Source organism: Exiguobacterium sp. SH5S4, from assembly GCF_004337045.1.
GTDB classification, from domain to species: domain Bacteria; phylum Bacillota; class Bacilli; order Exiguobacteriales; family Exiguobacteriaceae; genus Exiguobacterium; species Exiguobacterium aurantiacum_A.
This window is the reverse complement of record NZ_SJUQ01000014.1, coordinates 37,457-50,033: the sequence shown is the minus strand read 5'-3', so window position 1 is coordinate 50,033 and position 12,577 is coordinate 37,457. Positions and strand designations below refer to the sequence as shown.

Sequence of the window (12,577 nt, the reverse complement as noted above, 5' to 3'; positions counted from 1 at the left end):
ACGCTCCTTTTACTGGCTAAAAAACTTTTTCATCTTTTGGAAGAGGCCGTGCTGTTCTTCCACGCCCGCTTCTCCGCTGATCTCTTCAAACTCGCGGAGCAATTCTTTTTGACGATCTGTCATGTTCGTCGGTGTCATGATGACGATATTGACGTACTGGTCGCCGTTGCCGCCGCCGCGAACGCTCGGCATCCCTTTTCCACGCAAACGGAATTTCGATCCGGTCTGTGTTCCGGCTGGCACTTTCAAGCTGACCTTGCCGTGCACGGTCGGGACTTCGAGTTCGGCGCCGAGTGCTGCTTGCGCGAACGTGACCGGCATCTCCATCGAGATGTGCTGGTCGACACGCTCGAAGATTTCGTGCGCCCGAACGCGAACGACGATGTAAAGATCGCCGGCCGGACCACCGTTAGCGCCAGGACCACCTTTGCCGGACATGCGGATCTGTTGGCCGTTATCGATACCGGCAGGAATTTTGACTTCGACTTGCTGTGTCTTCTTGACGTGACCAGAGCCATGGCACGTCGTACATTTCTCTTTGATCGTCTTGCCTGTTCCATGACATTGGCTACACGTCCGCTGATTGACCATGCGACCGAGCACCGTGTTCTGTTCGACCGTTTCGACACCGCTACCGCCACAACGGCCGCACGTCTCTGGTTTCGTCCCCGGCTTGGCACCGCTACCCATACACGTGTCACATTCGACTTCGATCTCAAGGTCGATCGTTTCCGTCTTACCGGTCACGCTCTCCATGAAGTCGAGGTCGACGACGTATTGATAATCTTCTCCGCGTCGCGGTGCGTTCGGGTCTTGACGACGTCCGCCGCCGCCGAAGAACATGTCGAAGATGTCGCCGAATCCGCCTTGGAAGTCACCGCCGCCTCCGAATTGGCTCGCTCCTTCAAATCCGAAGCGGTCATATTGAGCCCGTTTCTGCTCATCTGACAGCACTTCATACGCCTCGCCGAGCTCTTTAAATTTATCCGCCGCATCCGGCTCTTGGTTGATGTCTGGATGATATTCCCGTGCCAATTTGCGATAGGCACGTTTGATGTCTTGCGCCGAGGCCGATTTGTCTAGGCCAAGCACTTCATAATAATCTCGTTTCGCCACGTTACTCTCTCCTCTTTACTGTTTCAAGTTCGATTTTACCGATTCTACCTTAACATGGAAAGAGCCAAAGCAGAAACCTGCTTTGGCGCCATCCAATCTATCGGTTGCCTTATTTACGATCGTCGAGATCTTCAAACTCCGCGTCGACGACGTTATCGTCTTTCGCTTCTGTTTGTGTCTCAGCGCCTTCAGCACCTTGCTGTTCAGCCATGTTCGCATATACTTTTTGCGTCAATTCTTGTACGACTTCAGATAGCTCATCTTTCGCCGTACGGATTGCTTCGAGGTCTGTACCTTCAAGTGCTGATTTTGCTTTTTCTTTCGCTGCTTCGGCTTTGTCTTTATCTGTTGCGTCGACTTTATCTCCAAGGTCTTTGATCGCCTTGTCCGTCGCGAAGACGAGTTGGTCCGTTTCGTTACGGAGCTCTGCTTCTTCTTTACGCTGTTTGTCTGCTTCCGCGTTCGCTTCCGCTTCTTTCACCATGCGCTCGATTTCAGCCTCGTCGATACCTGAAGACGACTGGATCGTGATCGACTGCTCTTTGTTCGTACCGAGGTCTTTCGCCGATACGTGAACGATTCCGTTCGCATCGATGTCGAACTTGACTTCGACTTGTGGTACACCGCGTGGTGCCGGCGGGATGTCCGTCAATTGGAAACGACCGAGCGTCTTGTTGTCAGGCGCCATCGGGCGTTCCCCTTGCAAGACGTGGATGTCAACGGCTGGCTGGTTGTCTGCCGCTGTCGAGAACACTTGTGATTTCGATGTCGGAATCGTCGTGTTGCGATCGATCAACTTCGTCATCACGCCACCCATCGTCTCGATACCGAGCGAAAGCGGAGTCACGTCGAGAAGGACGACGTCTTTCACGTCACCGGCAAGGACACCACCTTGGATCGCTGCGCCGAGGGCAACGACTTCGTCCGGGTTAACGCCTTTGAACGGCTCTTTCTTCGTGAAATCGTGAATCGCTTTTTGGACCGCAGGGATACGGGTCGAACCACCGACGAGAATGATCTTGTCGAGGTCAGACGGCGTGAGGCCTGAGTCTTTCAACGCGCGGCGAGTCGGTTCCATCGTGCGCTCGACGAGGTCTGCTGTCAATTCATCGAATTTCGCACGTGTGAGTGTTGTTTCGAGGTGAAGCGGGCCAGCTGCTCCTGCTGTGATGAACGGGAGGCTGATGTGCGCGCTTGTCACGCCTGAAAGGTCTTTCTTCGCTTTCTCGGCCGCATCTTTCAAGCGTTGGAGCGCCATCTTGTCTTGCGCGAGGTCGATACCGTTCTCTTTTTTGAATTCAGATACGAGGTAATCGATGACTTTTTGGTCAAAGTCGTCTCCACCGAGTCGGTTGTCCCCTGCTGTCGCGACGACTTCAAACACGCCGTCTCCAAGCTCGAGAATCGAGACGTCGAACGTACCGCCACCGAGGTCATAGATCAAGATCGTGTGGTCTTCACCTTTGTCGAGGCCGTAAGCGAGCGCCGCTGCCGTCGGCTCGTTGATGATCCGTTTGACATCGAGACCGGCAATTTTCCCGGCGTCTTTCGTCGCTTGACGCTCAGCGTCGTTAAAGTAGGCAGGAACGGTGATGACCGCTTCAGTTACTGACTCACCAAGATAGTCCTCTGCATCTTTTTTAAGTTTTTGCAAAATGATGGCCGAAATTTCTTGTGGCGTGAATTTCTTACCGTCGACTTCGACCGTATGTGACGTTCCCATATGACGCTTGATCGATTGGATCGTGTTCGGGTTCGTGATCGCTTGACGCTTCGCGACTTCACCGACTTGACGCTCTTCCCCTTTGAATGCGACGACAGACGGTGTCGTACGGTTCCCTTCTGCGTTTGAGATGACGACCGCTTCGCCACCTTCCATAACTGCTACACAAGAGTTCGTTGTTCCTAAGTCAATTCCGATAATTTTAGCCATTGTCTATTCCTCCATCTAGTTAAGTAATTTTATTCCGAAACTTTTACCATGCTTGGACGAATGACGCGTCCGTGCAACGTGTACCCTTTTTGAAGCTCCATCGTTACAATCCCAGAATCGAACTCATCGCTCGGTTCTTGCATGACCGCTTGGTGATAATTCGGGTCGAACGGCTGACCGACCGCTTCGATCACTTCAACGCTCTCGGCGTTTAACACGTCGAGCAATTGACGGTGGATCATATCGACGCCCGCTTGAATCTGTTTAGCGTCATCCGATGACGCTTCGACTTGAAGCGCACGCTCAAAGTTATCGATGAGCGGAATCAATTTCTCGATGACGGCTTGCGAAGCGAACTTGACGCGTTTCGCGTTCTCTTCGTTCGTTCGGCGGCGGAAGTTGTCAAAATCAGCACGAATCCGAAGCTCGCTCGCTTTGAGCGCTTCGATTTCTTGTTGCAAATCTGGTCCCTCAGAACTTTCTTCCACTATTTCAGCATTTGAAACCTCGTCAGCGTCCGCAGTCTCTGACTGCAACGCGTCGAAATCTTTCTCTTCGAGCACTTCTTCTTCTTGGTCTGGCCCGTTTTGATTTTCAGTAGTCATATTGAGGCTCCTTTCGTTCACTCTTCTAGTTTCGTTCGCCTTAACGCTTCAATGATTTGTCCCATCATCCGCACCCCGTGCCGATAATCCATCCGGGTCGGACCGATCATCGCGATCGTCCCGAACGTCTTGCCGTCGAGCGTATAGTCCGAGGTGATGACGCTACAATTTTGAAGCGCAAGGATCCCATTCTCGCTCCCAATGCTCACATAAATCTCGCGATTTGGCAACGATTCGAGCCAGTCGGTCAACCGTTCTTGCTCGTCGATCCACTCTAGGAACGGACGTAACGTATCGAGCGTTTGAAACTCGGGTTGGTTGAAGATGTTTTTCTTCCCACCAAGATACAGCGAGGTCGGATGATGTACCCCGACGGTCGCTTGAATGAGTTGCATCATCGACTCATATTGTTGTTGATGAGCGAGGCGAAGGTTTGACACTTCTTCTCCGATACGGAACTTCAGTTGACCGAGCGGAGTTCCTTTTAGACGATCGTTTAAAAATCGGATTGTTTGTTCGACCAGATCCGGCGCCATCGGCGATTCGAACACGACCGTTCGATGTTCGACGTGCCCTTGATCCGTTACGATCAAGACGACACCGCGCCGTTCATCGAGCGGCATCAAATCGATCCGTGCCAGCCGGTTCATCTGACTGCTCGGGCCGAGCGCTACCGTCGTATAATTGGTCAAATCAGAGAGTAGGTCAGCGGCTTGACGAATGAGGACTTCTGACTCTTGGGCGGACGCTCGCAAGCGTTCCCCGAGCCGATATGTTTCCCGCTCGTCGATGAGTTTCGTCTCGACAAGGTGATCGACGTAATAACGATACCCGACTTCAGACGGGATTCGTCCTGCTGAAGTGTGCGGTTTTTCGATCAAGCCCATGTCTTCTAAATCCGCCATGTCGTTTCGGATCGTCGCCGAACTGAACGACAAGTCATCCCGTTTCGAAAGCGTCCGTGAACCGACGGGCTGGGCTGTCTGAATGTAATCATCAATGATCGCTCGTAAAATAAGCAATTGTCTCTCTGTCAGCACAACATCACTCCTCTCTGAAGGATTGGCCTCACTTTTATTAGCACTCATATTTACTGAGTGCTAATCACACTTCAAATATTATCATGTTCTCCTTATTTGTCAATTCAAATGCATCATTTTTTCCATCGATTGAAAGTCATTCGAAATGCATCTTCCGCGCACTTTCGGTATGATACGAATTGAGGTGATCATATGTTTACAACTAAACAATTTAACGTGTTTACGCAAGACGGGCTCGACGCCCGCATGTCAGGTATTCGCGCGGACATTCAACCGCTGTTCCATCGCATCTATGACGAGGTCGGTCCGCAGCTTGAAGCCGACGTCGGCATCCCGCTCTATCTCCACGTCGCCAAGCACGCCCGTCGGACGGTCAATCCGCCGAAAGATACGTGGATGGCGATCTGTCACGATAAACGTGGCTATAAGAAACATCCGCATTTCCAAGTCGGTCTGTTCGACGACCGTGTCTTCGTCTGGCTTGCCTTCATCTATGAGATGCCGAACAAAGATGCAATCGGCAAACGACTCATGACAATCGATTTTAAACATGAATTTCCCGACTTCCATCTTGCCGGCGATCATATGAAAAAAGAGGCGTTCTTGATCGAAGAGACGTCCTCTGCGTCAATCGATGCCATCGTCGAGCGCTTCGCGACCGTCAAAAAAGCCGACTTCTTGATCGGTCGTCAACTTTCGGCCGATGCCTCGATCCTCCAAAACGAAGCGGCGTTCCTCGCCCTCGTCGAGGATACGTTCGGACGGCTCATGCCGATCTACCGCGAGCTCGTTCTCTAACTAAAACAGGCGAATCCGATGTCGGATTCGCCTGTTTTTACGTTGTCACATCATTTAATCGTGCCTCACCGATGAATGCCGCGAACGCCTCGTTGGCGAGCGGGAGTCCCGACTCGGTCAACCGGACGTGCGTGTCCGTCGTTTCAATCAACTGTTTCGCTTTCAGTTCGGTCAAGACGTGCCCGAACACCGACTCCATCGAGACACCGTACTTCGCTTCGAACGTCTCGAACGACACACCGCTGCGCATCCGGAGACCGAGAAACAACTCTTCTTCCATCCGCTCGAACGTCTCGAGTGTCGTCGTACTTCGAACCGGTAAACCTTCCGCCTTGATATAGTGCGGGATCGGCGCGACGTTCGCCCGGCGCTCGCCGTTCAAGTAACTGTGAGCCCCGGCTCCGAAGCCGTAATACTCCTCGTTCCGCCAATACACTTGGTTGTGACGGCTCTCCCGTCCCTCGACACTGTAGTTCGAGATCTCGTACTGCTTGAGCCCACGGCGTTCGAGCGTCTCCATGACTTTCAAGTACATGGCGACTTCGATGTCCTCACCCGGCAGACGCAGCTTGCCCTTGCGGTCTTGGATCGCGAAGACGGTGTGCGGTTCGAGGATCAAGGAATAGGACGAGACGTGTTGGATCGGCAGTTTGAATGCCAAGTCGAGGTCCCGTTCGATCTGTTCGAGCGTCTGCTCCGGTAGTCCGAACATGAGGTCGATCGAGATGTTGTCGAACCGTTTCGCCGCCTCCGTTACCGTCGCGAACACGTCATCCGCCCGATGCGTCCGCCCGATCCGTTCAAGCCCGCCGTCGTCGAACGTCTGGACGCCGAAACTGACGCGGTTGACACCGCCTCGTTTCATCGTATCGAGCTTTTCCGCGCTCACAAAGTTCGGATTCGCCTCGACCGAGTATTCTATATTCTTTGTAGCGAGCGGGAGCAAGTGCCGCTCGACCATGCCCATGAGACGTTTCATCTGCACCTCATCGAGCGCGGTCGGCGTTCCTCCGCCGATAAAGATCGTCTCGATCTCATCTGTCGGATATTGTTCAAGCGATAGGACGATCTCTCGTTCTAACGCATCTAAATAGTCATCAACTGGTTGGTTCTTTAAGAACACCTTGTTGAAATCGCAGTAATAACAAATATGTTCACAAAATGGAATGTGAAGATATACGGCTTTAGCCATGGCGGCCACCCCTTTCTTCTCCTTCCATTTATAACGCTTTTTACGTCTTCACGCCACTGTCTGCATTCAATCGAAACGATGGATGAACAATCCGCTCTTCAGTTTCGGCTCAAACCAGGTCGACTTCGGTGGCATCTGTCCGGATTCATCGGCGACCTGCATCAACTCTCCCATCGCCGTGGCGTGGCATGTCAACACGACGACATCCGGTCGTTCGGCCAACCGTTCTAGTTGTTCGACGGCGTCTGAGCCGCCGACGAAGTCAATCCGTTTATCGGTCCGGACATCGTCCACCCGGAAGTACGGTTCGAGAATATCCCGTTGTAGCGTGGCGACGTCGAGAGCCGTGGTCGACTGCCGTTTCGTCAGCTCATACTGTTTGCCGCGGTAAGACAATCCGAACGAACCGCGCGCTTGCGGAACGACGAGGCCGTCAGTCGACACCACTTCGTATGAGAACGAAATCCCGTCCAATAAAGCCGCGACTTCTTCAGGCGTAACATCGGTCAACAGGCGATGGTACGGCAAGATCGTCAACTCGTCGCTCGGGAAGAGCACACCTAAAAAGTGATCGCGCTCTAGTTTCGATTCACCTTCAGGCAGTTCTAGCGCCGCGACGACAGCCGCCGCTTTGGCCCGATGATGCCCGTCGGCGATATAGATGGACGGGATCGTCGCCCCAATCATAATGACACGCGCCTGGTCTTTCGACGGCACCGCATAGCCTTCGTGCAAGACACCTTGACTGTCCGTGAAGGAAAATAGAGGTCGTTCGTTCGTGGCGGCTTCAAGGATACGCCGTAACGCCTCGTCCGGCTCATGGCTCAGTAAAATCGGTCCGGTGTGCGCTTTCGTCGCCGCCACATGTTCGACGCGTTCCCGCTCTTTCACTTCTCGTGTATGTTCATGGATCTTGATTCGGCCCGCCTCATAATCCGCGACCGAAAACGTCGCTACGAGACCGGTTTGACGCCGCCCTTGATTCGTCAGCCGATACACGTAAAAGCCGTTTGCCTGTTCCGTCAGTTCAGTCGCGTACAACCGTTCCAACTCGGCCCTCGCACGTCGTCCCCACGCTTCGAGCGACAGATCAGCGGCAAACAGTTCCGGCTTATCGACCGAGAGAAATGAGTTCGGACGTCGCTCGACGTCTCCTCGTGCCTGTTCGACGTTCACGACGTCGTACGGGTCAGCCGCCACAGCTTCAGGATAGGTCGGCATATACGGTTTAAACGGTTTAAATATGACCATATTGATCCCTCCTTAAAATTCACGGACGCGCATGACGCCCTCGATGTCGTACAAAGCATGCACGGACAGTTCTTCTTGTTTATGGTTATCGATGTCGATCATCGTATAGGCCACATCGTTCCGGCTACGATTCACCATGTTATCGATGTTGATCCCGTTCTCGGCGAGCCGGCTCGCAATTTGACCGACCATGTTCGGGACGTTCAAGTGCAGCACCGCCAAGCGTCGCTTGCCGACATAAGGAAGTTCAGTGTCCGGGAAGTTAGCGGAATTCCGGATGTTTCCGGTCTCTAAATACAGTTTCAGCGTATCGACGGCTTGAATCGCGCAATTCACTTCGGATTCTCGTGTCGAAGCCCCAAGATGCGGAAAAGCGACGACTTGAGGATGGCCGAGTAACGCCTGTTGCGGGAAGTCTGTAATGTACGTCGCCACTTTATCTTGTAACGCCTCGATCAAATCAGCGTCGTTCACGAGCTCGCCACGGGCGAAGTTCAATAACGTCACTCCTGGCTTCATCCGTTTGAACCAACTAGCGTCGATCAAGTTGCGTGTGTCGTCCGTCAGCGGCATATGAATCGAGAGCAAATCGACGTCTCTAAGCAAGTCGTCCAAGTGCTTGGCTCGTTTTACTTGCTTCGATACGTTCCACGCCCCATCGACCGATAAATGCGGGTCGTACCCGACGACGTCGACACCGAGCTGGAGCAGGTCGTTCGCGAGCGACGCCCCGATCGCACCGAGGCCGACGATGCCGACCTTCTTGCCTCGTAATTCAGAGCCGACGAAACGGCGCTTCTCGTCTTCCATCGCTCGCTCAAGTAACGCTTGGCTTGGGAACGTTTGCTCGTTGACCCAACGCGCGCCTTCAAGGATCGGCCGGACCGATAAAAGCATGCTCGCGAGTACGAGTTCTTTGACCGCGTTCGCGTTCGCCCCTGGTGTATGGAACACGACGACGCCTTGACGCGCCAAGCGCTCAAGCGGGATGTTGTTCACCCCAGCCCCGGCCCGGGCGATCGCGAGCAAGTACGGGGGAATCTCGGCGTCGTGAACGTCATGGCTCCGAATGACCCAGGCATCGGCCTGCTCCACTGCGTTGACGGCGTATTCTCTCGGCTCAAAACGCTCTAGCCCGGCTGATGCGATTTGATTATATGTTTTGATGTGGAACATCGTATCCCTCCTGTTCAAATGCTTGCATCACTTCGACTAGACGAACGACTCCTTCGAGCGGCATCGCGTTGTAAAGACTGGCTCGCAGCCCTCCGACCGAACGGTGGCCACCAAGTTCGATCAATCCACGTTCCTCGGCGAACTGTTGAAACGCTCGATCCGTCTCGTCCCGTCCCGTCGTGAACGGAATATTCGTCAATGAACGGATATCTCCTGTGACGAGCGACCGGAACAACGTTGAGCCGTCTAAATAAGCATACAATCGCGCGCTCTTCTCACGGTTGCGCCGTTCCATCTCGGCGACGCCACCCGTCCGTTCGACCCAGGCGAGAACCCGTTCGGCGACATACATGCTAAACGTCGCCGGTGTGTTCAAAACGGTGTCGGTGTGACGGGCGTAGTTCAAATAACTTGGCAAATCGCGGTCGACAATCAAGTCGCGACGAATGATGACGACGCTTAACCCGGCCGGTCCGATATTTTTTTGGGCGCCTGCGTACAGCAGACCGTAGCGGCTCACGTCGATCGATTCTGCCAAAATATTGGAGGACACGTCCGCGACGAGCGGGATGCCTGTATCCGGAAGCATCGTATAACGTGTCCCTTCGATTGTATTGTTCAACGTCAAATGGAGATAATCGGCGGTCTCGCCATCCCCTTCATAGTCAGGCAGTTCCCGATAGTTCGAACTCGCCGAACTGCCGACGACGGCGACGTCCCCATAGTGGCGGGCATCAGCGATCGCTTTTTTCGACCACGTGCCGCTGTCGAGATAAGCGAAACGCCCTGTCGTACGCAAGTTCATCGGAATCATCGAGAACTGGAGCGTCGCCCCGCCTTGCAGCCAAAGGACGGCGTAATCGTCTGAGATGTCCATCAACCTCCGCAGCCTCGCTTCGAGCGCCTCGGTAATCGCAATGAAGCGCTCCGAGCGGTGGCTCATCTCGACGATCGAGACACCCGTTTTTTGATAAGACAGAAACTCGTCTTGCACTTCTTGTAGTACCGATTTTGGCAAAACGCTCGGCCCTGCCGAAAAATTATAGACGGTCACCGCTACTCCTCCTCTATTTTTCTGTAAGTGGGTACTATTCCGTACCGGACGTCACGAATCCTGCCAAATGAAAAAAATCGCCCTTATCAACGGATAAGGGCGACTACTCATTCTTCGTCCATCGATAAGACGGACATGAACGCTTCTTGCGGCACTTCGACGGATCCAACCATCTTCATGCGCTTTTTACCTTCTTTTTGTTTCTCGAGAAGTTTACGTTTCCGCGAGATGTCGCCGCCGTAACATTTGGCAAGGACGTTTTTACGCAACGCCTTGATCGTCGACCGGGCGACAATTTTCGTACTGACCGCTGCTTGGATCGGCACTTCGAACTGCATCCGTGGGATGAGCGCCTTTAACTTTTCAACGATGACTTTCCCACGTTCGTAGGCAAAGTCGCGGTGAACGATAAAGCTGAGCGCATCGACGAGCTCGTTGTTGAGGAGAATATCCATCTTGACGAGGCGTGACGGACGATACCCGATCAAATCATAGTCCAGTGAGGCATAGCCTTTCGTGCTTGATTTCAATTGATCAAAGAAGTCGTAGACGATTTCACTGAGCGGAATATCGTACGTGATTTTAACACGGGTCGTATCAATATATTCCATATCAATAAAACTGCCGCGTTTCTTCTGACAAAGTTCCATGATCGAGCCGACGTAATCGTTCGGTGTCATGATCGCCGCTTTGACGTATGGCTCTTCGATCAATTCAACTTTTTGTTGCTCAGGCATCTTCGACGGGTTATCGACGTGGATGACGTCTCCTGACGTCGTCGTGACGTGATAGATAACCGACGGTGCCGTCGTGATCAAGTCGATTCCAAACTCGCGCTCGATCCGCTCTTGAATGATTTCCATATGAAGCATACCGAGGAATCCGCTACGGAAACCAAATCCGAGCGCTTGTGACGTCTCGGGCTCGAACTCGAGTGCCGCATCAGACAACTGGAGCCGCTCAAGCGCTTCACGCAAATCATTATACTTGGCCGCATCAATCGGATAAAGACCGCAGTATACCATCGGGTTCATCTTACGGTAACCAGGAAGTTGCTCGGTCGATGGGTTTTTAGCGAGCGTGATCGTATCACCGACACGAACGTCGCCAACCGTTTTAATCGATGCCGAGAGCGTACCAACGTCTCCGACATTCAACTCTTTCACAGATAACGGTTTAGGTGTCGAGACACCGAGATCCGTCACTTCGAACGATTTACCGGTCGACATCATTTGGACTTTATCCCCGACTTTGACCGAACCGTTGACGACTCGTATCGAGGCGACGACGCCACGATACGCATCGTAGTACGAGTCGAAGATCAAAGCCTGAAGCGGTGCTGACGGATCTCCCGTCGGCGGCGGCACAAGCTCTACGATCTGTTCAAGAATTTCTTCAATCCCGATTCCTGCCTTGGCAGAAGCTGGCACCGCATCACTGGCGTCCAGTCCGATCACGTCCTCAATCTCTTGACGGACGCGTTCGACGTCAGCCGACGGTAAGTCGATCTTGTTGATGACCGGGATGATCTCGAGGTCGTTGTCGAGTGCGAGGTAGACGTTTGCGAGCGTCTGCGCCTCGATCCCTTGGGCGGCATCAACGACGAGGACCGCACCTTCACACGCCGCGAGTGAGCGCGAGACTTCATACGTGAAGTCGACGTGTCCAGGCGTGTCGATCAAATGAAGGATGTACTCAACTCCATCTTTTGCGGTATAGTTCAATTTAACAGCGTTCAATTTGATTGTGATGCCACGTTCCCGTTCGAGATCCATCGCGTCAAGCGTCTGTTCTTTCATTTCACGCGCCGTAAGCGCACCAGTTCTCTCGAGAATCCGATCAGCTAGCGTCGACTTACCATGATCGATGTGGGCGATGATGGAAAAGTTGCGAATCTTCTTCTGACGGTTCTCTAATTCTTGTTTATTCATATATGGGTTCACCTATCCTTCTCATGCATACCGTGTCATTATATCAAAATCCTAAGTTAATGTGTACGACCTACTACAACAATACCACATATAGTTTTCAGAATAATCATCAAGTGGTTGCTTTTCGAATAACCGTTTGCTACAATTGTGCTTGTTCTGTTGAATGATTACTTGAAGTAATGAGAACATACACTTTCTTGTTTCAGGAGGTGAAATAACATGGCAAATATCAAATCAGCAATCAAACGTGCAAAAACTTCTGAAAAACGTCGCGTCGCTAACTCGCAAGAGAAAGCAGCAATGCGTACAGCAGTAAAACGTGTCGATACTCTCGTCGTCGAAGGAAACAAAGAAGCAGCTCAAGAAGCTTTCGTCCTCGCTACGAAGAAAATCGACAAAGCTGCAGCAAAAGGTCTCATCCACCAAAACAAAGCAGGTCGTGACAAATCACGTCTCGCAGCTCGTATCGCAGCTCTCTAAT

General features: G+C 52.7%; 11 protein-coding genes. 2 read left to right on the top strand and 9 right to left on the bottom strand.

Translation table 11 applies throughout. The annotated features are described in order from the left end of the window. Positions 1–9: 9 nt before the first annotated feature. The 4 genes from dnaJ to hrcA form a co-directional block, all read right to left on the bottom strand. Positions 10–1,116 (bottom strand): molecular chaperone DnaJ, encoded by a 1,107-nt coding sequence (dnaJ, locus tag EVJ32_RS09180; protein WP_131439963.1) that lies wholly within the window; start codon positions 1,114–1,116, stop codon positions 10–12. Positions 1,117–1,225: 109 nt separating this feature from the next. Further along, the gene (dnaK, locus tag EVJ32_RS09175; RefSeq protein WP_071397788.1) at positions 1,226–3,049 is read right to left on the bottom strand and encodes a molecular chaperone DnaK; all 1,824 of its coding nucleotides are present in this window, start codon (positions 3,047–3,049) and stop codon (positions 1,226–1,228) included. Positions 3,050–3,078: 29 nt separating this feature from the next. After that, the gene (grpE, locus tag EVJ32_RS09170; protein ID WP_131457985.1) at positions 3,079–3,654 is read right to left on the bottom strand and encodes a nucleotide exchange factor GrpE; all 576 of its coding nucleotides are present in this window, start codon (positions 3,652–3,654) and stop codon (positions 3,079–3,081) included. Positions 3,655–3,671: 17 nt separating this feature from the next. Beyond that, positions 3,672–4,694 (bottom strand): heat-inducible transcriptional repressor HrcA, encoded by a 1,023-nt coding sequence (gene hrcA / locus EVJ32_RS09165; RefSeq protein WP_131457984.1) that lies wholly within the window; start codon positions 4,692–4,694, stop codon positions 3,672–3,674. A gap of 192 nt (positions 4,695–4,886) precedes the next feature. Between hrcA and EVJ32_RS09160 the strand changes: the two genes are divergently transcribed. Next, positions 4,887–5,492 carry a DUF1054 domain-containing protein gene (locus tag EVJ32_RS09160; protein ID WP_131457983.1) on the top strand — a complete coding sequence of 202 codons (606 nt, stop codon included), beginning with the start codon at positions 4,887–4,889 and terminating at the stop codon, positions 5,490–5,492. A gap of 37 nt (positions 5,493–5,529) precedes the next feature. Here the strand turns inward: EVJ32_RS09160 and hemW are convergent, their stop codons facing one another. The 5 genes from hemW to lepA all read right to left on the bottom strand — a co-directional run bounded on the left by hemW (position 5,530) and on the right by lepA (position 12,096). Then, complete coding sequence (gene hemW, locus EVJ32_RS09155) at positions 5,530–6,684, bottom strand: radical SAM family heme chaperone HemW (protein ID WP_131457982.1); 1,155 nt, start codon at positions 6,682–6,684, stop codon at positions 5,530–5,532. Positions 6,685–6,750: 66 nt separating this feature from the next. Continuing rightward, positions 6,751–7,935, bottom strand: a complete 1,185-nt coding sequence (locus EVJ32_RS09150; protein WP_131457981.1) for a DUF1015 domain-containing protein — start codon at positions 7,933–7,935, stop codon at positions 6,751–6,753. Between the two features lie 12 nt (positions 7,936–7,947). After that, positions 7,948–9,111, bottom strand: coding sequence for a phosphoglycerate dehydrogenase (locus EVJ32_RS09145; protein WP_070326974.1), 1,164 nt, complete (start codon positions 9,109–9,111; stop codon positions 7,948–7,950). Beyond that, on the bottom strand, positions 9,089–10,165 hold the full coding sequence (serC, locus tag EVJ32_RS09140; protein WP_131457980.1) for a 3-phosphoserine/phosphohydroxythreonine transaminase: 1,077 nt from the start codon (positions 10,163–10,165) through the stop codon (positions 9,089–9,091). The genes EVJ32_RS09145 and serC overlap by 23 nt, the downstream gene beginning before the upstream one ends. 107 nt (positions 10,166–10,272) lie before the next feature. Next, positions 10,273–12,096 (bottom strand): translation elongation factor 4, encoded by a 1,824-nt coding sequence (gene lepA, locus EVJ32_RS09135; RefSeq protein ID WP_070326972.1) that lies wholly within the window; start codon positions 12,094–12,096, stop codon positions 10,273–10,275. 219 nt (positions 12,097–12,315) lie between these two features. Between lepA and rpsT the strand changes: the two genes are divergently transcribed. Next, positions 12,316–12,576 carry a 30S ribosomal protein S20 gene (gene rpsT, locus EVJ32_RS09130; RefSeq protein ID WP_034778152.1) on the top strand — a complete coding sequence of 87 codons (261 nt, stop codon included), beginning with the start codon at positions 12,316–12,318 and terminating at the stop codon, positions 12,574–12,576. The last annotated feature ends 1 nt before the right edge of the window (position 12,577 follow it).

Excerpts from the sequence above, each read along its gene's own strand:
- dnaK (WP_071397788.1), bottom strand. The coding sequence starts at position 3,049 with ATGGCTAAAATTATCGGAATTGACTTAGGAACAACGAACTCTTGTGTA.
- grpE (WP_131457985.1), bottom strand. The coding sequence starts at position 3,654 with ATGACTACTGAAAATCAAAACGGGCCAGACCAAGAAGAAGAAGTGCTC.
- EVJ32_RS09160 (WP_131457983.1), top strand. The coding sequence starts at position 4,887 with ATGTTTACAACTAAACAATTTAACGTGTTTACGCAAGACGGGCTCGAC.
- hemW (WP_131457982.1), bottom strand. The coding sequence starts at position 6,684 with ATGGCTAAAGCCGTATATCTTCACATTCCATTTTGTGAACATATTTGT.
- EVJ32_RS09150 (WP_131457981.1), bottom strand. The coding sequence starts at position 7,935 with ATGGTCATATTTAAACCGTTTAAACCGTATATGCCGACCTATCCTGAA.
- EVJ32_RS09145 (WP_070326974.1), bottom strand. The coding sequence starts at position 9,111 with ATGTTCCACATCAAAACATATAATCAAATCGCATCAGCCGGGCTAGAG.
- lepA (WP_070326972.1), bottom strand. The coding sequence starts at position 12,096 with ATGAATAAACAAGAATTAGAGAACCGTCAGAAGAAGATTCGCAACTTT.
- rpsT (WP_034778152.1), top strand. The coding sequence starts at position 12,316 with ATGGCAAATATCAAATCAGCAATCAAACGTGCAAAAACTTCTGAAAAA.